16 protein-coding genes and 3 pseudogenes are annotated in these 22404 nt (G+C 33.8%); 17 read left to right on the top strand and 2 right to left on the bottom strand.

All coding sequences use genetic code 11. The features are described 5' to 3' along the window. Positions 1 to 225: 225 nt before the first annotated feature. From BLR86_RS24590 to BLR86_RS24615, 6 genes and pseudogenes are all read left to right on the top strand, one after another. Positions 226 to 666, top strand: coding sequence for a group II intron maturase-specific domain-containing protein (locus tag BLR86_RS24590; protein ID WP_254782448.1), 441 nt, complete (start codon positions 226 to 228; stop codon positions 664 to 666). Between the two features lie 468 nt (positions 667 to 1134). After that, positions 1135 to 1335 carry a hypothetical protein gene (locus tag BLR86_RS24595; RefSeq protein ID WP_090768176.1) on the top strand — a complete coding sequence of 67 codons (201 nt, stop codon included), beginning with the start codon at positions 1135 to 1137 and terminating at the stop codon, positions 1333 to 1335. Between the two features lie 184 nt (positions 1336 to 1519). Beyond that, on the top strand, positions 1520 to 1885 hold the full coding sequence (locus BLR86_RS24600) for an NUDIX domain-containing protein (protein ID WP_254782449.1): 366 nt from the start codon (positions 1520 to 1522) through the stop codon (positions 1883 to 1885). A 1493-nt stretch (positions 1886 to 3378) separates the two neighbouring features. Next, entirely contained in the window at positions 3379 to 4032 is a 654-nt protein-coding gene (locus tag BLR86_RS24605; RefSeq protein WP_090768206.1) for a 2OG-Fe(II) oxygenase, read from the top strand. 448 nt (positions 4033 to 4480) lie between these two features. Continuing rightward, positions 4481 to 5035, top strand: a complete 555-nt coding sequence (locus BLR86_RS24610; protein WP_090768179.1) for a GNAT family N-acetyltransferase — start codon at positions 4481 to 4483, stop codon at positions 5033 to 5035. Positions 5036 to 5623: 588 nt separating this feature from the next. Then, positions 5624 to 5815, top strand: a pseudogene (locus BLR86_RS24615) (AAA family ATPase); the annotation flags it as partial. A 94-nt stretch (positions 5816 to 5909) separates the two neighbouring features. Here BLR86_RS24615 and BLR86_RS26725 read toward each other — a convergent pair. Then, positions 5910 to 6005, bottom strand: a pseudogene (locus BLR86_RS26725) (6-aminohexanoate hydrolase); the annotation flags it as partial. Positions 6006 to 6159: 154 nt separating this feature from the next. On the opposite strand from BLR86_RS26725, the gene BLR86_RS24620 reads away from it, so the two are divergent. Continuing rightward, positions 6160 to 6876 (top strand): response regulator transcription factor, encoded by a 717-nt coding sequence (locus BLR86_RS24620; protein WP_217642430.1) that lies wholly within the window; start codon positions 6160 to 6162, stop codon positions 6874 to 6876. On the opposite strand, the gene BLR86_RS25845 is transcribed toward BLR86_RS24620, so the two are convergent. After that, a complete protein-coding gene (locus BLR86_RS25845) occupies positions 6857 to 7033 on the bottom strand; it encodes an anti-repressor SinI family protein (RefSeq protein WP_139185731.1) in 177 nt (58 codons plus the stop codon). The two genes, BLR86_RS24620 and BLR86_RS25845, sit on opposite strands and share 20 nt — an antisense overlap. 198 nt (positions 7034 to 7231) lie before the next feature. Here BLR86_RS25845 and BLR86_RS24625 point away from each other — a divergent pair, with 198 nt between their 5' ends. The 10 genes and pseudogenes from BLR86_RS24625 to BLR86_RS24670 all read left to right on the top strand — a co-directional run bounded on the left by BLR86_RS24625 (position 7232) and on the right by BLR86_RS24670 (position 22115). Further along, positions 7232 to 12403 carry an AAA family ATPase gene (locus BLR86_RS24625; RefSeq protein WP_090768184.1) on the top strand — a complete coding sequence of 1724 codons (5172 nt, stop codon included), beginning with the start codon at positions 7232 to 7234 and terminating at the stop codon, positions 12401 to 12403. Between the two features lie 425 nt (positions 12404 to 12828). After that, positions 12829 to 13065 (top strand): zf-HC2 domain-containing protein, encoded by a 237-nt coding sequence (locus BLR86_RS24630; protein ID WP_090768187.1) that lies wholly within the window; start codon positions 12829 to 12831, stop codon positions 13063 to 13065. A gap of 200 nt (positions 13066 to 13265) precedes the next feature. Further along, on the top strand, positions 13266 to 13931 hold the full coding sequence (locus BLR86_RS24635; RefSeq protein ID WP_090768190.1) for a hypothetical protein: 666 nt from the start codon (positions 13266 to 13268) through the stop codon (positions 13929 to 13931). Between the two features lie 167 nt (positions 13932 to 14098). Beyond that, a complete protein-coding gene (locus tag BLR86_RS24640) occupies positions 14099 to 14608 on the top strand; it encodes a hypothetical protein (protein ID WP_254782450.1) in 510 nt (169 codons plus the stop codon). A gap of 172 nt (positions 14609 to 14780) precedes the next feature. Continuing rightward, positions 14781 to 15041, top strand: coding sequence for a SunI/YnzG family protein (locus BLR86_RS24645; protein ID WP_090768193.1), 261 nt, complete (start codon positions 14781 to 14783; stop codon positions 15039 to 15041). 637 nt (positions 15042 to 15678) lie between these two features. After that, positions 15679 to 16967, top strand: a pseudogene (locus BLR86_RS24650) (IS110 family transposase). A gap of 496 nt (positions 16968 to 17463) precedes the next feature. Continuing rightward, positions 17464 to 18129 (top strand): HAD family hydrolase, encoded by a 666-nt coding sequence (locus tag BLR86_RS24655; protein ID WP_090768196.1) that lies wholly within the window; start codon positions 17464 to 17466, stop codon positions 18127 to 18129. A 227-nt stretch (positions 18130 to 18356) separates the two neighbouring features. After that, complete coding sequence (locus BLR86_RS24660) at positions 18357 to 19349, top strand: zinc-dependent alcohol dehydrogenase family protein (RefSeq protein WP_090768199.1); 993 nt, start codon at positions 18357 to 18359, stop codon at positions 19347 to 19349. 122 nt (positions 19350 to 19471) lie between these two features. After that, positions 19472 to 19825 (top strand): nucleoside 2-deoxyribosyltransferase, encoded by a 354-nt coding sequence (locus tag BLR86_RS24665; protein ID WP_368086831.1) that lies wholly within the window; start codon positions 19472 to 19474, stop codon positions 19823 to 19825. Positions 19826 to 20240: 415 nt separating this feature from the next. Next, on the top strand, positions 20241 to 22115 hold the full coding sequence (locus BLR86_RS24670) for a serine hydrolase domain-containing protein (RefSeq protein ID WP_090768202.1): 1875 nt from the start codon (positions 20241 to 20243) through the stop codon (positions 22113 to 22115). Positions 22116 to 22404 lie beyond the last annotated feature (289 nt).

Consider the following 22404-nt stretch of genomic DNA (forward strand, 5'->3'; position numbering starts at 1 on the left):
AGCCAACGGCTGAATAATGGGAGCCGGATGAGCCGAGAGGTTCACGTCCGGTTCTAAGAGGGGCTGCTGGGGAGGTTCCAGTGGTCTACTTGCCTTGTTTGTTGTTTTCAATATAAAAGTGAAGCTGAACAATTCTTCCATTCATTAAAGTTGAGGTTAAAGAAATTCAACTTAGAAATAGCTGAGGACAAAACCAAAATTATCCCCTTTGGACGATTTGCGGAGATGAATGCAAAGCAAAAGGGGAAGAGTAAACCAGATACCTTTGATTTCCTTGGCTTTACACATTATTGTGGGAAAAGTAAACAAGGAAAGTTCCGAGTAAAACGGAAATCAAGCAGAAAGAAAGTCCAAGGCAAACTCAAAGAATGTAAAGAATGGATGAAGAGTAATAGAAATAAAGATATTCATATGATAATGGATAGATTTAAACGCTCGCTCGTTGGTTATTACAACTATTACTGCATCACAGATAATACCCAAAACGTTAGCAACTTTAAAGACAAAATCGAATACTTACTGTTCAAATGGCTCAATAGAAGAAGTCAAAGAAAATCTTTTACTTGGGATAAATTCTGCCTCTTTCTTCATAAATATCCACTTCCTTCACCAAGGATCAAAGTGAATATATATGACTTAAGAAAAGAGATTAGCTACATTCTGTGAATGATTACTAGGAGGAGCCGTGTGCATTAATAGTGCAAGCACGGTTCTGAGAGGGGGGAGGAATTCAATCTGCCAAAAAGGTAGAGAGGTTCCCCTCTACTCGACTTCTTCAATAACCCAAAGGTTGGTCCAATTGGAAATGGAGAAATATCTACAATATCTTGGATTTTAACCTTTTTCCCACTAATATTGGCATTAATATTTCTATTGTCGTTTATCACTTTGAGCGTCCGTAATAGAAAAAATTAAAGTAGCTAATTGTGAAGAAGATAATTCAACATCACCAGCTTATAAAGGAAATCAAATACATTTACTATCAGCTTTAAAGTAACTTTGTAAAAAAATGTACTTAAACAAACGGGGTGCGCTGATCCAAAAAGGATTAACGCTTCTTTTTGTTGAACATATTGAAGTAACAGTGAGATAGTTAAAGAAAAAAGTATGATGAAGATAAGGAGGTTATTTTTTATGGTGATTCAAACAAATATGACTTCAAAAGCTATAACCGAAGTGTGGGAAGAAACAGTTGAAGTTTTTCAAAAATACAATGTTCCAATTACAGAAAAGTCATTACAGGTATTAGTTACAGAAAACACTCTCCAAGTATTATTAACCGAACTAAATAATGTTGTAGGTAGTTCCAATACAACTTGCATAGAAGGTGGCTGACAAATTCCATCTTAAAAGGAGTAGGCTACTCCTTTATATACATATATTTGAAATCAAGTAAAAGGTTTCTTACTTTCATAAAGAATTTTATCATTGGAGGTATTTATGGGGTATTGTGAAGATATAAGAGAAATGATTGGGGATTCTCCACTAATCATCGTGCGACCTAGTGTAGCTATCATTAATGATAAAGAAGAGATTTTATTGTCGAAGCGTAGATGGAATCTGGACTATTCCAGGTGGCACTTTACAGTTAAATGAGTCAGTTGAAGAGTGTATTACACAAATTGTCTTTGAAAATATAGTCATAAATATAAAGGCGTTAAAATTGTTTGGTGTCTATTCAGGCCAGGAATTAATAAATCGAGTCGATGAAAGGTATCATACTGTTGCAATTGGTTATTTATGTACCGAGTACGAAGGAGAAATAACTCCAGAGAGTGATCAAGGAATAGTAGCCGGATTTTTTAGATTTAATCAATTACCCGAAGAAATCGACCCTTTTATTAAGAACAAATTAATTGAATTAAATGGACACTTGAAAAAATAAAATTCTATTAATTAGTTAACAGGTCCCATACTTCCAGAAGGAAGTATGGCTATTCTTATTGAAGTAAAGTGGTAGGTTAGGGGAAGAAGGATGGCCTTGTTCGATCTCATTTGACAGCTGACCTTTATATTGTAATTTTTGATAAAAATCTTTTTTGATTCGCCGATAGGATATAATATTACACAGAAAAAAGCCTTTTTAGGACGTAAAACTTAGCTCGGAGCAGCAATATTTACAAAAACAGCCTTATTAAAAATACTTTCTATAAAATTCTCTTCTAAGATAACTGGAATCTATGCTTCTTTACTATAAGTCTTCAATTTTCTGTTTTGTTTCAACAGTAAATCTAATTTACGAATAAGTATTTCCTTCTTTTTTTTCTTCTCTAACACTTTACTTTTAAGATTAAATGACATATTTGCACCTCAAAATTTATAATTTATTATTTTGATTATTAAAGACATATATAAGTAAGTTGAAGGCTAATAGAAAAATCGTATTGGTTCGTGAGAATACTTACTTTTTTAGGAGGTATTACCTCCTTGTCTTGCTTATTGTAATCGGACTATTTGCTTAACGTTTATATTATTCGACAAAATTCTTGTTTTTTTGTCCTTCGTCTTTTAAAAGTATCCTCTATAGGGAATAGGCATTACCAAATCTTACAAAAGTAACACCCCTTTTTTCATACCAAAATTATTTATCCCGTAGGTAGAAGGTCGTTTTAGAGGATAATAAACTAACTTTTTTAGAACTGACCAAGTGTGAAGAGTGAGTTTGGAGGAATGGTAGTAGATGATGTTGCTTATGGCTGGAAGGATGTCTTTGTAATATGGATGGAAGAAGAAGAAAACTATACCTTGTTGGACTAACTGGTACGTTGATCCTAGAAGGATTAACGCTTCTTAAACTTGTAGTTAATGTACTGCTGGTTAAGGTAGTTCAATAAATAATCTCAAATAACACAAGGACATACACTTGAAAATGTTGAATTAAGTGTCATTAAGAAATTTTCGATAGGGAGTTGATTTCTTTGGATGAATTGAAAAATGTTGTAATTCGTTTGATTGAAATTATTGCAATCTTATCTATTGGTTTACTTTTCACAGTATATATTTTAAAACCTATTTAAGAGAATTTCGGAATTCAAATTATTGGAAACGTTTGGGTTATTTGGTTTGGCGTTTCTTATATTTTATTCTTCTTTTACACGTTGATTGTTTTTTGTATTTCTAATGAAAGATTTCTCATTAAAAAGCGACTAACATCGGTATTCTTTGAAGTTCCAATTCAACAAAAGGGGCAGTTTAGTTGAAATTACAATATCTATTAGGTATTCAAACATTGAACTCCATTTTGAAATGAAGAACTTAATTTAAACACCAATTATTAATATTATTGCTCTTGATAAGTGAAATAGCGAAAGGAAATGGAAACTGATTTGTAGAATAAAGAAGTATTCCGAAAATTACAGGAGTTGATGAGCGTTGGCAATGATTGGTAAAGATGCACATATAAAAAAGGAAGTGACTATTTTTAACCATAGTGGAAATAAAATAAAAACAGAAGACAGAGAGATTGACATCATCGCTAGATTAGAAGAACCATTAGTCGTAGTTTTAGGCTCGGTACTGGATGATGAGGAATGCGAGGCACTTATTCAGTTGTCAAAAGACCGCCTTCAGCGTTCGAAAATCGGAGGGACACGAGAAGTCAGTGATATACGAACAAGCAGCGGTGCGTTTTTAACAGACATCAAAGATGATATTCTTGCGAGGGTAGAAAAAAGGGTATCCACCATTATGGGAATCCCAATAGAGCATGGGGAAGGGCTTCATATTCTGAACTACAAACCGGGTCAAGAGTACAAAGAACATGTAGATTATTTCGCTCCTACAAGCAAAGCGGCGAGCAACAATCGAATCTGCACGCTTGTGATGTACTTAAATGATGTGGACGAGGGAGGCGAAACCTTTTTCCCGAAACTCAATTTTTCTGTTTGTCCGCAAAAGGGAATGGCGGTGTACTTTGAATATTTTTATAACGAGCAAATGTTAAACGAATTAACATTGCACGGAGGAGCTCCTGTAGTAAAGGGAGATAAGTGGATAGCCACGCAATGGATGAGAAGGAAGAAAATAAACTAAATCGATTAAGCAAAACAATTCGTTCGATGGGCTATTTTAAATGGGATACAAAAAATATAAATCAATAGTTTCTTTGAAGGATAGAAAGCTGCCGGATCTTCCCTTTCCGAGCAGCTTTTTTGTTTCAATCCCACTTTGTTGTATGATCGTAACACGCAATATAATCCCGAAAGGATTAAACCGTCATGATATCCCCAGCTTCTAAAGAAGATTAACTACACTTTTACATAAAAGAGGTACATAATTGTAGAAAGTAATCATAGATAAAATTATTATCAGAAGTAAAAGCTTGGTTTATACAAAATACATAAAAAAAACAAAAAACAAATAGAACGGGAATAAGTCCTTTTTCAACAAACGAAGCAGGAAGTTGAAGAAGTCGTTTTGGATTCTATGGTAAAATTTATATAAGAACAAGACAGATTCTTAGGAGGTAACTTTAATTTTTATGATTAATATTTTCGGACAAAAAATTATTTTGAAAGAAGCTACTCAACAAGATCTTGATGAATTATATTATTGGAAATATGAAGAAAAGGAACAAGATGCGAAGAAATGGAATGGACCCTATATACCTGATCCTAAAATCACAAAGGAAGAATTTCTAAAAAGTTGGGAGAACGACTATGAAATTACCCCCAATACTCCTAATACACTAATTATCTTTGTAGGAGATAAATTAATTGGAACAGTAAGTTCTTATTGGGTAGATAAAAACACTAATTGGTTAGAAACTGGTATCGTTATTTATGATAAAAATTACTGGAACGGTGGATACGGTACGGAGGCTTATAAACTTTGGATAGATTTTTTATTCAGAACCTCTGGATTACATCGATTAGGTATGTCAACTTGGTCAGGAAATGTAAGAATGATAAAGGTTGCAGAAAAATTGGGAATGAAAGAAGAAGCAAGAATAAGACAAGCAAGAATGGTAGATGGTAAATATTTTGATGCTATTAAAATGGGGATTTTACGAAGAGAATGGGAACAGTCTTCTTAAAGTAACGGGTGCTGTAACACAATATGGAATAGAATCAAAGAGCCTAAAATATACAAGTTTTTATGCAATTATTGTATATTTTGGTTCTTTTTCTATTCATAAACATACTGCAATGATCAGCATTTTTTAAATGCCGAATACATATTTAGTTACCGACATTAATGTAACTTCAAACTGGTATTGTTTTTGTAGTTACCAACAATAATGTAATTTTAAAATATAATAAAAAAATGTTAATCCTTGATATTAAAGGATTCCTTCGTTACCAACATTAATGTCAGTGAACAAAATTTTGTGGTTTTGAAATAAAGTCGCACCGTTTATTGTCTCTATAAAAAAGTACCTTTCCTTAAAAAAAAATTAAGGTTACTTAAATAAAAATAAGTTTTCAAACTCGAAGGTTCTTCCGGTATTTCTCCGGCAGACCTTCGTTTTTTTTATGCCTAATCGAAAAAAATATCATCGTATATCAATATCACTCTCCCATCCCTTGTCCAATAAGGGTTTCATTCATCCTTTCTCCTGATTCTTTCCTCCATTTCGGGAAGAAGTTAATTACATAATCAGAAAATTCAATACAATCCAGAAATGATAGAAAAAATTAGGATTAAGGAAGTAGCGTCCTATGATTCTACAGGAATTGAGGTTAATTTGGGTAAAATCAATCACATTTATGGAAGTATTGGTACAGGTAAGACTACTATTTCTGAATTGCTAAGAAATAGCGAGAATCAAAAGTTTTCTTCATGCAATACAGAACTGAAACAAGGACGTTCTGACTTCGACCTGTTTATCATCACCATTCGGGAGACATCGGGGTTCTCTGAGATCCATTTTCACCCTAGCTTATTCATTTCTGAGTATAGCTCTAAATGCCCAGGTTCAGATATAGAGTACATAACCGAGCCCAATCACGGGGAATTAGCGTAAGTTCCCATCCTCCTGTTAAATTATTGTTATGGTCTTTAACCCGTCTTGCTACTATTTATTAAACATAATTGGCAAATAAGGGAATATTTTGTTCCTTTATAGTAAAATAGAAAGGAGATACTTAGTATAAAAGATCTGTTTAAAAAACGAAAAATAATGAAACCATAAGGTAAATTCATAGGGGGAATTTTATAATGGAGGATTTGATTCTAGTTGTCGATGATGATCAGGATATTCGAGAAGTTTTGAATCTATTTTTAACAAAAGAAGGATATAAGGTAGTATTGGCGGAGAGTGGAGACGCGGCTATCACTCTCTCAGAAAAACATAATATAGATTTAATTCTGCTTGATGTTATGATGCCGGGACTTGACGGATTTGAAACCTGTCAGGCCATACGTAATAAGACGAATGTGCCAATTTTATTTTTAAGTGCAAAAGAAGATGATATTGATAAAATCCTAGGCTTGCGGATTGGCGGCGATGATTATATTACAAAACCCTTTAGCCCAGGCGTTTTAGTAGCAAAAATTAAAGCACAATTAAGAAGGGTCAAACAAAATAGCTATGAGCGTAAAAATGCACATAATAAAAGGGAGAATCCTATTTTGTATTTCCCCAGTCTCACCATTGACACAGATAGCTATGTCGTAAAAAGAGAGGAATTAATAATCTCTTTACCGGCTAAAGAATATCAATTATTATGTGTATTGGCCAGCAATCCAAATAGGGTTTATAGTGTCGAACAATTATTTCAGTTAATCTGGGGTGAAGATAGCCTTGGTGATAATAGAACCGTAATGGTTCATATCAGCAACCTAAGAAAAAAGATTGAGACTAATCCGGCAAAACCTGTATTTATTCAAACAGTACGAGGAATTGGTTATAAATTTACGGATCCTTCCGAATGATAGTGTCTGGGTTTAACAAATACTCCTTAATTTCAGTTAATGAAATACCCATTTTTTTTGCTTTACATATAAGGGAAAGCCATTCTGAATCCACTTCATCCTCCTTTAAAGTGTCATCAAAAGAAGGGTGAACACAATTAATCGTGGTTTGTTTCATTTTTAACCTCCTATTTCTGAATATTCTAATATCATGTTAGACGCTTTAGTATAACTTGTGTATAAGTTTACTTAAAGTTTACTTAAAGTTTTTGCGGCATATAATTTCATAATGTCTCTATTTGACCCAAAAAATGCAAAATAGGGACTTAATTGATAGAACCTATACGAAATTCCTTCGGTTAAGGCAGGGACCAAAATGTTTAAACTAACAGGCTTTAAAGAATTAAATAAAATAACTGCAGATTCATTTGCTGAATATTATAAAGGAACTTCTATCGTGGAAAACGAGGAAATCGTTATCCAAAAGGTAGTGGGTCCCCCATTCAAAGCAGATATTGAACAATTGCAGGCAGATTGCGAATTAATCGCTGCTATTAATGCTCCTTTTTTTATTAAGCCAATCCGATTGGTTCAAAACGGAAACCACATCATACCGGTGTATAAAGCGTTTTCTGCAATTCCTTATAAAAAACTAATAAACACTCAATCATTCTCTATACAAACCTTTTTCGTTTTGGCCATTCAACTATGTGAGATACTGGAAAACATTCACGCCAAAGGGGCTATACTGCTTCAGCTAAACCCATACAATTTAATGATTAATTTAACAAATCGAAGACTCCTGTTACTAGGTTTATTCCATTCCATATCTCGGGGAAATTTACTAAAAACCACGGAACTCCCCACAGAACAAATTGCCTATATGGCCCCAGAAGCATCAGGAAGAATGAATAGAAATGTGGATTTCCGTTCAAACCTATACACTTTGGGTATTATTTTTTACGAAATGCTAACGAACCATTTGCTTTTCAGTTCAACTGATCCCTTAGAAACGATTCATTCCCATTTTACCAGGTTGCCTGAATCACCTAAGGATATAAATCCTGAAATCCCTGGTATTCTATCTTCAATCATCCTAAAACTATTAGAAAAGTCACCGGATGATCGCTACCAATCGGTTGTCTCCTTAAAGAGGGATCTTAAATATTGCTGCGAGGAGTATGAAAAAAAGGGATGGATTGAGGATTTCCCACTGGGGTTAATGGATAATGAAAAAGGCTTATTAAAGCTAGATGAGCTTTACGGAAGGGATCAAGAATCTAATTTATTGGCCCAGTTGATGGGTTATACCTTAAACGGCCATCAGCAAACTGTTTTTATCTCTGGCCAATCTGGAAGTGGAAAGACAGCCCTTGTTCGGCATTTAAAAAATAGTTTTATGGAAATGAATGTCCTATTTTTAGAAGGAAAGTTTGATCAACTGCTCAAAAATATTCCATACGCTCCGATTACACAGGCATTGAAAACCTGGGTTCACATTATCCTTTCAAAAGGAGAAACGAATCTTTCACTTTGGAAACAAAAAATCGCAGATGGGCTTGGAAATGATTCCGGGGTCATATCTGCCGTGTTGCCTGAAATGGAATGGATTATCGGAAGTCAGCCTATGGTGGAAGTTCTTCCATCAATTGAAAGCCGCAGCCGCTTGCTAATTATCTTTCATAAATTGATCAATCTAATTACTGAAGAAAACCCTGTTTTATTATTTATAGATGATCTCCAATGGGCCGATGCCGCTTCATTAGAATTAATTGAATATTTAGTTTCGAATGTTAGCACTAGGAATCTGTTTATTATCCTTGCTTTTCGCAACGATTCAGATTTAGCCTTGAACAAGGCTGCAAGTGCGGCCATTCAAAAAATGCATGATTCAAACAAAGTTCATACATCAATCGCCCTTAACCATCTTCAAAACGAACAGGTAAAACAATGGGTATGTGAACAATACCAAGTTGATGATCAGAGTGGGAAAGTACTTTCCTCGATGATTTATAAAATCACTAAGGGGAACCCCTTTTATATCACACAACTTTTCCACAGTATCGAAAGGGAAAATGTAATCTCACAAACCGGCTCAATAAAAACAATTCATTTTGAAATGATAAAAAATTTAACAATTAGCGAAGACATTGTTAGTTACCTTGTTAACCGGATTAAAAAACAGCCTAAAGAGCTCCAGACATTACTCAAAACGGCCTCTTGCATTGGACAGGAAATTGATGTACATACATTGGCTGCGCTTCTCAATTCAGAAAAGAAGGCGACTGTAACGGATTTATTACAGGGAGTAAATGAGGGTTTTCTGATTCTTTCACCTGCCGGGAAAGAGGAACGGGATGAAGAACGATTCTTGTTCATTCACGATAAGGTTCAGCAGGCTATGTATTCTTTGCTTACAGAAGTTGAGAAACAAGTAATTCATTTGAAAATCGGGAAATTTTTAAAAAACAACAAGTCCATCTACTTAGATAATGAAGTTTTATTTGAGGCCGTGTCCCATTTGAATACTAGTGCTGTTTTCTTAAACGAAGAGGAAAGAAAGGAACTTGCTTCCCTTAATGCCTTAGCGGGTGAGGAAGCAAAAAAGGCTGCTGCCTTTCAGTCAGCCTATCAATATTTTTTAATGGCCAGGGAACTTTTAGCTCTGGATTCGTGGCAGCAAAGCTATTCATTAACATATCAAATTACAAAAGGATTTGGGGAAACAGCCTATTTAAACAGTCATTTTTCGGAGGCAGAGACCGCCTTTGATGAGGTCCTGGCAAAGGCACATTCCAGAGAAGAGAAGTTAAAATTATATAATTTAAAGATTACTTTATATACACATTTGCATAGGGTAAAAGATGCAGTTGAGGCAGGAATAAAAGGATTACAGCTGTACGATTGGGAAATTAACCGCAATCCAGGAAAACTAGAAATTGTAAAGGAATTAATTCGTATTCAGCTTGCACTTAAAAACAAAAATCCCTTAAAACTTATGGATTTACCTGTCATGAAGGATGATACAAAAAAAGAGCTCATGCAAACATTAATTAATATGAATGCACCTGCTTTTCATGTGAATCAAAACCTTGCAACTAGTTTGATGTTGAAAGCGTTTATGTTTACATTAAAAAATGGGCAGACTGACATTTCCAGTTTAGTATTTAATAATTTTTCGCTTATTCAAAGTGCCGGGTTTGGAAACTTTAGGAGAAGTTTTGAATTTGGAAACCTAGCCATTCAGCATGCTGAGAAAAGTAATAGTAAAAGCTTAAAAGCAAGAGTATATTTCGTGAATGCTACGTTTGTTAATCATTGGAAAAACCATTTGCATGAGAATCTTTATTATCTCTATGAATCACAGAAGTATAGTGTAGAGTCAGGCAACATACATTTAGCAGGCGCTGCAAGTTCCTTTATTATCATGACCCTTCTTTTGAAAGGGGAGGGGCTTCAGGAAGTGCTGGCGGGGGTTAATCAGCAGCTGGCATTTGTAAGAAGTATTAATTATCGGCTATCTGTTGATTTTATAAACGAAATGAAACATTGGCTTGATGTGCTATTATCATTTAATATCGAACCTATTTTTGATTTGCCAATTTCCAATGATGATGATTCGGGATATATTGTTCACTTTACGTTAAGGCTTCAAATGGCATATCTCTTAAAGGAAAAAGAGCAGGGTATTAAACTTTTAGAAAAACTATCTACGTTAATTGATCATACTAACGTACTCGTCATTACTCCGGATTATTATTTCTACCATACGTTATGGCTCAGCCGTATTTGTGACAAATGTACGATAAGAGAAAAAAAGAAACACATTGGCAATATGAGAAAAAATATTAAGAAAATGAAAAAATGGGCCTTATGCTCACCTGCAAATTATAAACATAAGTATCATTTAATGGAGGCTGAATTATTTAGGGTTTTGAAGAAAAGCAAGGAGGAAATAGATTCGCATTTTGAAAAGTCTATTTTCTATGCAACTGAAAACAACTTCAAACAGGATATCGCAATCATTTATGAATGTGCTGGAAATTACAACATTGGCTCCGGTTATGTGCAGTTGGGCCGCTATTATTTAAAACTTGCACATGAACATTACTTACTTTGGGGCGCTGTTAGAAAAGCGGATCATCTTCTGCTTGAGTTCCCAGAAATAGCCGATCCATTAAACAGAACAAAAGGCATCGTAAGGAGTAATCTCAATATTGATGTGGATGCCATACTAAAATCTGCGCAAGCAATATCTAAAGAAATCCATTTCGGGGAATTAATTGTTACCATGATTACGACTTTATTAGAGAATGCAGGTGCGGAAAAGGGTTTTTTATTATTATATCGAAATAATGAATTGGACATGGTTATTAAAAGAGATTTGGATGACAGCTTCATTACATATTTACCTAATGATTTTGACGAACTCAGTGATGAAGTACCCTTGCAGCTCATTTATTATGTCTATAAAACAAGGGAACATGTAGTTCTTGAAAATGCTACCTTACTTGGGCTTTTTGTAGATGACCCTTATATAAGGAAAAGCGGGCCAAAATCTGTTTTATCCTTACCAATATGCCATCAAAACCAGTTAATTGGAATTTTATACCTTGAAAACAATTTGATTTCTCACGCGTTTACAGAGGAACATATTCAAACACTCACGATGCTTTCATCTCAAGCAGCCATTTCTATTGAAAATGCAAGGATTTACGCAACACTTGAAGATAAAATTAAAGAACGAACAGCGGATCTTGAACATGCTATAGCAAGTCTTGCTGAAACAAACAAAAAGCTAAAAAATGAAGAAGCACTAAGGCGTGATTTATTATCAAATATATCGCATGATTTACGGACACCCATTACATCCATTCAAGGTTATATCGAGGCTATTATTGATGGAATAGTAGATACTCCTGAAAAACAATTAGTCTATCTAAAAAGAACCAGGGAACGTATTTATTCACTAAACCGGCTTATCCAGGATTTATTTGACTTGTCCCAGCTTACCGCTGGAAATATTAATTTTTCAATGGAAAACGTTGCAGCGGATAAACTGTTCTTGCATCTATGCGGTCAGTACGAATGGGATGTAACGAAAAATGGGCTGGAATTCAAAGCTTCAGTCCCCTTATCGCAAGGCAGGCTCTTTCCATTGGTTAACGTAGATATCGGAAGAATTGATCAGGTAATATCAAATTTGATAGGTAACTCCATTAAGCATACAGCAGAAGGTATGATTCATATGCAGTTAATCGCTGATGAAAAATCTGATCTTGTTACCTTTGCCATACACGATTCCGGTTCCGGAATTGACCCGGATAATCTTGAAAACATTTTTGAAAGGTCCTATACAAGGAAAGGACATACCTCAAAGGAAGGACATGGCCTAGGCTTGGCTATTTGTAAGGAGATTATTTCCTCCCACAATGGATTAATTTGGGCGGAAAGTGAACCGGGGAAAGGAACTTCCATTTACTTCGCAATTCCAGCTGTACAATTAAATGAGTCAGAACTTTTAGTAGCTGAACAGATGAATAATTAAATTATTTGAAACCTTCCTTACAAGATATGAGGGGTGGACTTTTTGGCAATACACAGACCGAGAGCAATTAAATGGAGATGGTAAGGAAGAAAAATTTATTGATTTAGATGTATTTTATGGAAGTGAAATTGAATTTAAAGAGTACGGATATTTAATGCAAAAATTGAATAGGGTAAATTAAGAAAACCTATAAATGATTGTGGCTACAGTACTCGACTTTGTTTTCTAAAGGATATACTTCTTGGGGTTTTCAAGAAAAACGGCACAACAAAGGAGGCAATTGCGGATCAAATCAAGAATCGGGAAGCGTATCGCTGGTACGCCCATCCTGGTTCTTTTTTTATTAATTAAACGTTTGTTTAAATGTGGGGAAATCCCGATAAAGTAACGGTTTCAAGCGGGAGAGAATAGCAGGGTGAAGAAAATTGAGAAAAAAATGTGATATCATTAAGGATTTAATCCCAATGTATGTAGAAAGTCTGACAAGCGAAGAGAGTAACCAATTGATTAAGGAGCATCTTCATTCCTGTAAAGACTTTGCAAATTATCATAGAAGTGTTCAAAGGGATTTACCTAATCATGATTTACCTGATGTTGATGCAGAAAAAAATGACCAAAAGCTAATGAAAGATATTCAAAGCATGTTTCTGGCAATTAACTGATGTATGTTTTGGCAGTAGGTTTATTAATCTTTATGAATCATTACTTAAGGGTAATCCTGTATACACACTAATATTTATTCATATTTGTGAAGCGGTGCTTACTGCACTAACATGGCAGTATAGTTGAAGAAGGATAAATTATATTTATGGTAAAATACAGGTAGAGAATTGTTTAATTTTTGGAAAATTAGAGGGGTATAATGAAAATCTATAATAAGTTAAATCGGGTAAGAATTACGAACAAAACAACTACAAAACAAGAAGTCTTTTCAATAGCGAATGCACTTATTATTGGGGCTGTTCTGGGTTTATTTGCAAAGATTGCGGATTATCCTTATTTTATCAACCTGGGATTCACTGACACAGCTGATAGACTTGGTATCTGGGTTTTTGTTGCCACACTTTTATCGGTTTTCAGCTATTCCCCAAAATTAGCGGGTGTTAAAGTATTCTCTTTTTTTGGGTCGGTGCTGTCCGTCTATTATGTGTACACAGTACTTTTTTTAGGCTTCTTCCCAATAAAAGTAATTGTTTTTTGGAGTGTTTGTACTGCGGTAACTCCCGTTTGTGCTTATATTATGTGGTATGCACGTGGAAGCGGATTTTTTTCTAATATTATTTTAGCCCTTCCAATCACAGTATTGCTGTCAGAAGGATTTGGATTACGTAACGCTTACTTGCCCATTCACACTCATTATTATTTAATACCATGGCTTATGGGACTGTATCTCATAATGATAATTGTTTTGTTACTTATCATTCCTAAAAAGAAAATACAGTTTTTGATTATTTTACCGATATCCATAGTTTTATCTTTAATCTTAATAAAACTTAATAATTTCTACGGCTTATGGGAGTATATCTAATCAGTTTAATCAGCTAACGGGTGCGTTGATCCAAGAAGGATTAACGCTCTTTTTTGTAGAACTTATTGAGCTAACGGGGCAGTTTACTTGAAAAAGGGTTAGTAGTGTTTATGTCGAATTAGTTAGGATTATCAGTAATTTATAATTTGTTTTAGGGGGAGGGTTTTTTGAGAATAAAGTCTGTGGCATTTATTTTTTTAAGTGTGTTTTTTTTGCTTGTAGGTTGCTCTACAAACGAAACAGTTGATAGTAAATTGGCTCTGCCTGAAGATTTACCTGATTTTGTTCAAAAAAATGATTTTGAAAAGGTAGATTGGAATAGAACAGTTACCGAATTTGATACAGGTACCAGAGATGATATGGTTGGCAATAAAAATAAAATTGGAATTATAGGTGCAGAATTAAAACCTAATAAAGTTGAAAAGTGGTTGTGGCATTTTTGGGGAATTGATCAAGGTGAACTTACAGTTGTAGGTTACAATAAAGATACTTCAAAAATAACTCCAGTTTTAAGTGATGACGTTTGGTCGAAAGATGGTGTTGGTGGTGGCAAAATCGAAGGGGCAGATGCGAGTTTTCCTTCGAATGTTGTCTTACCAGAAGTAGGGAAATGGGCATTGTTAGTTTATATTGATGGCAAATTATTTGATATATTGGTTTACGAAGTTAAAGAATAATGCTTTATTATTCTTCTATCGCTAACGGGTGCGATTGTCCAATAGGGCAGTCGCCTTCTTGTGCTAACGAAGCAGTTTACTTCAATAAGAATTAATATATAAACGAAACTATTGGGTATATGGTTCCATATATTATGATAGCCATAAATTAGTGATAGGGAGGAATGGTAATATGTTTGAAATTAATGTAGAAAAATTGAATGATAAATTAATAATTAAATGGCAACTAACAAAAATAGAAATTCCTATTTCTGATATTTTAGAAGTGACACAAGATGATACATATGGCGGTGGAGCTAAGGATTCTATTCGAATTGGTTTTCCTTATGGAACTGCCGATCGAATAGTTATTAGAACTAAGTCCGACACTTATGTTTTGTTTACGAGTGTTGATGCAATTAAGAAGAAAGTATTTTCGCCTGTTAATTCTTAATTTCTTATAGTATTCCCACGCTAAAGGGTGCGTTAGCAGTTCAGAACTGTCGCTTTTTCAACTATTGGGTCACGTAAGTTAAATAAATGGTAATATAACAAGTGGAATATATTTACGGGAGTGGAAAACTATTAATAATTCACAAATAAACAAATTTTTTTATTTACCACTTATTATAGGGGAGATAATTGAAAGAAAGGTAGGGAATGGGAAAAGAGGGATGATTGTTTATACATTACTATATCTCATATTTTCACCCTTCCCTTCAGTTCTAACTAATGGCATTAATTTATGGTTACTAAATACACTTCTTCCTCTAATGATTAAAAATTATTTTTTACTTGGTATGCTCTATGTTTTCTTTTTTATTTGGTGGAATAAAAAGAAAAAACTATAAAAAGTTCCACAAATAGATATAATATTTTTCTTATGAATAAGAGTTAGTTCGTTAGTCTATTTTATGGCTAAGTGTTTTTTACTGATGATATTTGTGAAATATTGTACTTAAAGTAACGGGTAGCATTCCTGTAATGAAGAAATATGAGGTTTGAACATAAAAAAGCCCCTTGGTATGATATGAGTGTCCAAAGCTTGGCGGCAAAAAGGACAACATTGATAAAACCAGGAGGCTATTAAAGTGAATTATAACCAAAATGAAAAGATTGCTCAAATTACTTCTCAAACATTAATTATAGGCGTTGATATTGCTAAATACAAGCATGTGGCAAGAGCCCAAGACTTTAGAGGTTTAGAATTTTCGGCACCTTTATACTTTGAAAATACAAATTCTAGCTTTAACTGTTTCATAGAGTGGATTAAAAAGTTAATGGATCAAAACAAAATGGAAAAAGTGATTGTAGGAATGGAGCCAACAGGTCACTATTGGCTTAATTTAGCTCACTTCCTTAAGGGGAAAAATCTCAAGTTTGTAGTTGTAAATCCTATGCATGTAAAGAAGAGTAAAGAATTAGACGATAATTCTCCAACTAAAAATGATGTAAAGGATGCAAGAGTTATCGCACAGTTGGTCAAAGACGGGAGATATGCTGAACCTAATATTCCACAAGGAGTATATGCAGAACTTCGTGTGGCTAGAAAAATACGTGATCTCCTATCTGTTGATCTTCAAGCAGTTCAAGGGCAAGTCCATAATTGGATAGACCGCTATTTTCCAGAGTTCCTTACGGTCTTTAAAGATTGGGAAGGTAAATCTGCTTTACAATTATTAAAACTAAATTTATTGCCACATGAGTTAATAGAGCTCTCTGAACAAGAGATACTAGTACATCTTCGAAAAGCTGTTAAACGTGCAGTTGGACTAAGTAAAATAAAAGAACTAAAGAAGGTTGCAGTTGCTTCAATTGGCATTCGGGAAGGTTCTGATATGGCTAAGTTAGAGCTTCGCACACTTTAATTGACAAATATGAACTAATAAATGAAAAGTTCGAAGAACTGGAATCTAACATAGATAAACTTCTTGTACAAATTCCAGGTGTTGAACAAATGTTGGCGATTAAGGGAATTGGGAAAGACACTGTTGCAGGCTTTTTTTCAGAGGTAGGAGACCTAAGATATTACTCCCACCCAAGGCAGATTATCAAACTAGCTGGGCTTAGTCTTAAGGAAAATACATCAGGAAAGCACAAAGGACAAACCAAAATTACCAAGAGAGGAAGGAAGACTCTAAGAGCTCTCCTCTTCCGAGTTGCAATGCCTTTAGTCGCTAAAAATACCGCTTTTAAAGCATTACATGAGTATTTTACAAAACGCCAAAATAATCCTTTGAAGAAGATGCAATCACTAATAGCAATATGTAATAAGCTCATACGAATTCTGTTTACCATCGGTAAAAATCAATGTGAATTTAGTGAAGAACGTATGTTAAGGGACATTCCTCATATGGCAGTATTACAGAAAGCAGCTTAATTTTCTTTTTATTGATATAAATGAATTAGTAGGTTAGTTGATTTAAACATTTGAAGCACGGATTAGTCAGTAAAACAACTAAAATACGGGCAAGGACCCTGTCGGGCAGCATGACTGACATCCACCTCATGGAAAGGTTGGACGAAGGAATTTTGGAGCGAAGACTCTGTGAGATATGGGAGGGTTGACCTCCATGAGAAATGTGGAGATCCATCAGTGCAACCATACTTTAACTAATTATCCACTTTTTGGATAAGTGGGTTTGGCAGCTATCAGTCGTTTTTTCACTTTGTCCCCAAAATTATCCTTGAATACACCATTATTCCAATCCTCAAATGAATATTAAAACTGACTACTATGTAATTTGGAGAAAATGAGAGAAATCGAGAGCTTTTCCTTTCTATATAGAGGGAGGTTACTTGAATAAGAATTTGAATTTTTTTGAAATTCGTATGATAAAATTAAGTTGGTATTAAATACAATAAGGGAGTTTAATATGGATAAATACAAAGTAATCTTATTTGATTTAGACGGAACACTTTCAGACCCAAAAGTAGGAATAACCAAATCGGTTCAATATTCATTACAGAAAATGGGCTTTGATGAGCCTAATATGGACAAACTTGAATGTTTTATTGGTCCGCCACTACAAGTTTCATTTGCTGAATATTACGGTTTTGATGAGGAAAATACTCAAAAAGCAATTAGTTTTTATAGGGAAAGGTTTAAGGCAAAGGGGATGTTTGAAAATGAGTTATATTCAAATATTCCATTACTCTTAAAATCGTTAAAAGAACTACAATTCACTTTAGTTGTTGCAACTTCAAAGCCTACGGTATTTTCTGAACAAATACTAAAGTATTTTAATATTGACCACTATTTTGAACTTGTTGTGGGAAGTAATCTTGATGGAACAAGAACATCGAAAACTGAGATTATTCAATACATACTAGATAGGTACAATAAACATAAGCTAGATGACTTTATTATGGTTGGCGACAGAAAGCACGATATTTTAGGTGCAAATAATACTGGTATTGACTCTATTGGAGTAACTTATGGATATGGTTCATTTGAGGAACAGAGTAATGTTAACCCTACTTATATTGTAAATAGTGTTGACGAAATAAAAAATATTTTAATGGTAAGTCAAGTCAAATAAATACATTATTGTTCTTCAACAAACGGGTGCGATGATTTAAAAGTCATCGCCTTTTTGAATTTGATTAACGAAGTAGATTGTGAAGTATTGTACTTAAAGTAACAGGGGCAAGAGTTAAAGATCGGATCTGCCATTTTGGCGGCTTTTCTAATTGAGCTAACGCAGCAGTTTAGTTGAAGATGTTATAATTAAGTGAAAATTGCTTTTGTAAAGGAGGGCTTATTGTTTTGGATTCAAAATGTATTAAATTTTACAATTTCGGAAGTCCTCAAGATGTATTAAAAGTTGAAAATAAAGGCATTGAACCACCAAATGATAATGAAGTCCTTGTTCGGATGTTAGCACGCCCTATAAATCCTTCTGATTTAATTCCGATTAGAGGATCTTATTCCCATCGGATATCTTTACCTAATATTCCTGGTTATGAAGGAGTTGGGATTGTAGAAGATGTAGGTCATTTAGTTTCTCATCATCTTATAGGTAAACGAGTTTTACCTTTGCGTGGTGAAGGTACCTGGCAAGAATTTGTTAAGACATCAGCAGAATTTACAGTTTCTATACCTGATTCTATTGATGATTTTACGGCGTCACAGATGTATATCAATCCCATTACAGCTTGGGTGACTTGTACGGAAGTTTTAAATTTAAGACCGAATAATGTTTTATTGGTTAATGCGTGTGGTTCTTCTATTGGGCATATTTTTGCTCAATTATCGAAGGTTTTAGGTTTTCGATTGATTGCAGTGACTAGGAATGATAAATATACAGAAGATTTACTTCATCTCGGTGCTTCTTATGTGATAGATACTTCTAAAGATTCGCTTTATGAAACAGTTATGGAATTAACAAATGGAATGGGTGTAGATGCTGCAATTGATTCCGTTGGAGGTTCATCTGGAAATGACTTGGCGTTTTGTGTCCACCCTAATGGGAATTTTTTAACCATCGGTCTTTTATCAGGGATACAAGTAAATTGGGCAGATATTGTAAATAAAGCAAAAGTGAATGCTAATATATTTCATTTACGAAATTGGAATAAAAATGTCTCGGTAAATAAATGGCAAGAAACTTTTAGTCATTTGATAAGACTAATAGACGATCAAAAATTACACTTGATGATGGTAGATTCTAAGTATGACTTATCGGATGTAAAAAAGGCTATTGGTGTTGTTGAAACTTCTAAAATAACCAAAGGGAAGGTATTTTTAACAAGCTATTGAGTTAATTCTTTTTCAATTAATGGGTGCGATTGTTCAATAAGAACAGTCGCTTCTTGTGCTAACTGGGCAGTTTAGTTGAATAAGGGTTAGTAAGATATATGATAGTAAAAAGGAGAGAAATTATGAAATTTTATATTGCATCTAGCTTAAAAAATATAGACCAGGTTAGATATGTTAGTAAAAGGTTAAAAAATAAAGGATTTATCCATACATATGACTGGACTGTAAATGAGAACGTAACAACATTGGAAGAACTAAAGGCAATAGGTCAAAAAGAGAAAAATGCTGTAATAGAAGCGGATTTTGTTGTTGTTTTATTACCAGCAGGAAAAGGAAGCCATATTGAATTAGGTATTGCTATGGGAAATGACAAAAAAATTTATCTTTACTCACCGAACAAAGAAGTAGATAACAATGAAACAACCAGTACATTTTATCATTTACCTGAAATCGAAAAGCTTTGGAACAATAGATGAGTTAGTAGATATTATAGACTTAAAATCAAAAATTTTTTTAAGCTAAACGGGTGCTTTAGCTAAAAATCATGGGTGCTTAGGCAACTTTTTTTATTGAACTAACGAGGCAGTTTAGTTGAACAAGGACTGTAAAATAATCTAAATTTAATTACTGGTCAATGTTAAAAATTGTATAGAATTAATAGACAAAAAACGTGAAAGAAAGTTTAGACCTTATTGTAGCTAGGATAAATGAAATTAAATAACAATAGGCACAAACTAAGCAGAGTAATGAAATTTGGTTGCACCGATTATTTGATAATATCTTCCAAAATGCAATACGTCATGCAGCGTGCGATACATTGGAAATCACTTTGCAAATAGATTCAATTATCTTTAAGGATGCTAATATATATATATTATAAGGGGGTACAGCATGAATAAAAATTTTGCCATTTTATTGATACTAGCTTTATCTTTGTTTTTTACTGAAACAATTTATGCCAATGAACTTACAACACCATCTGGAATTTCATTATCCGATGTAGAACGTTTCGTAGACGATTATGTTAATGAATATATTGGTGAAACAACTGCGGGTGCGAGCATTGTTATTTTGAAAGATAATAAAGTTGTTTTATCAAAAGGATATGGTTATGGAGATATTGAAAACCAAATTAAAATAAATACGAATACTGCTGTTTTTGAATGGGGTTCAGTTAGTAAATTGTTTGTCTGGGTGTCGGTCATGCAATTAGTCGAACAAGGAAAAATCGATTTAGATGAAGATATAAACAGATATTTACCGCAAGGATTTTTAACAAAACTAACATATGATGTTCCTATCACTATGTTGGATTTAATGAATCACACTGCTGGATTTGAGGAGAATATTTTTGATACGGGATATGCTACCGAATACCGTGTAAAATCTTTAGAAGAAGGTTTGAAAATTGCTGATCCAAACCAAGTATATCGTCCAGGTAAAGTCGTTGCTTATTCTAATTATTCAACTTCTCTAGCTGCATATATAGTTCAATTAATTACAGAACAAGACTTTAATGAATATGTTGATGAACATATATTTCAAAAATTAGGTATCCTAGATTCAACTGCATATTTGTCTTTAGGGAGAAATGAGCAGATAACAAAAAACAAAGTAAATGGATATGAGCTTATTGAAGAAGGAAATTTCAAACTATCGACACCGTACTATATGTCCATGTATCCTAGCGGTGGAATAAATGGAACAGCACAAGATTTAGCTAAGTTTGCAATGGCACTTATGCCACAATCCGATAATGAAAACGTTTTGTTTGAGGATGAAAATACGCTAGTTACAATGCTTTCGCAAAGTTATGCTATTAATGAAAATGTCCCTGGTATCGCACATGGTTTTTGGGAGTATGATGGAAAGTTTAAAGGATTAACACATGGTGGAAATACATCTTCCTTTTCAAGTAATTTTCATATCGTCCCTGAAGAAAACTTTGCAGTAATAATATTAACGAATCAAGCTTCAGAGTATGATATTTCCTATGGACTGACGAAGGAATTGGTTGGAGAAAAAGAGATAGATGAAGTGAAATTGGCGGACTTACCAAACTCACAAATAACAGAAGGAAAGTATCTTACTACTCGCAGAATGAAAAGTGGCTTCTTAAATTTGTATTACTATTTAATACCACTTACAGTGAAATCACTAAATGCGAATGAAATTGAAGTAAGTTTTGCAGGTATGAAAGCTAATTACGTCCAAACATATCCAAATGTTTATAAAATGACAAATGGTAGTAACATTTTTATTCCTACAAATGTTTTTTATTTTTCTATAAAGGATGGAGAAGTTAAACAAATTTCTACATCGATTTCAGATTATATCCCTTTAGATAAAAGTATAACTTGGTTAACAATAAGTGCTGTATTATTCATTTATTGTTTAGTATACTTTATTGCTTCCCCATTCGTTTTAATCGTAATCAGTATTTTGAATCGGAGAAGAAAAAAACCTTCTATAAAAATAAGAAAATGGGTTTACCTATTAAATATTGTTGGTACAGCATTTATCGTAAATATTATTTTATTAGCAATAAGGATGTTGAGTAATAGTGATCGAGGATATTTTGAAGTATTCCCACATATAGTTGCTAATTATGTTTTAACTATTGCAAGTGTTGTTTTTATTATTTTCGTTCTAGTTAATTGGAAAAAGGCAACTTTAATGAAATTCCAGAGGGCTATTTATCTTCTATCAATCGTTACTATTGTTATATTAATCTTTTTACTTATAACATGGCAGTTTTATTCTTAAGTAATGCTCAAAATTAATTATAGCGTCACTTTTTTAACTACGTGAAGAATTTCACTTAAACTAACGGGTGCTTGAGTTGAAGATTGAGTTGCGGCAAACAGCTCTTTTTTTCGTTGTTCAACTAACTTGGCAGGTTGCTTTAGGAAGGATTTTTTCACTTTATGATGAAATACTAATTGTTGGAAAAAATTTTTAAAGGAGCATTCCTGTTAGAAGGATTTTCGGGGACTTGAACAATAAAGAGCCCTCTTGGTATGATACGGGGTGTCAAATCGTGGCGAAATGACCC

Origin of the sequence: Bacillus sp. OK048 (assembly GCF_900103525.1) — a bacterium.
Taxonomy (GTDB): Bacteria; Bacillota; Bacilli; order Bacillales; family Cytobacillaceae; genus Neobacillus.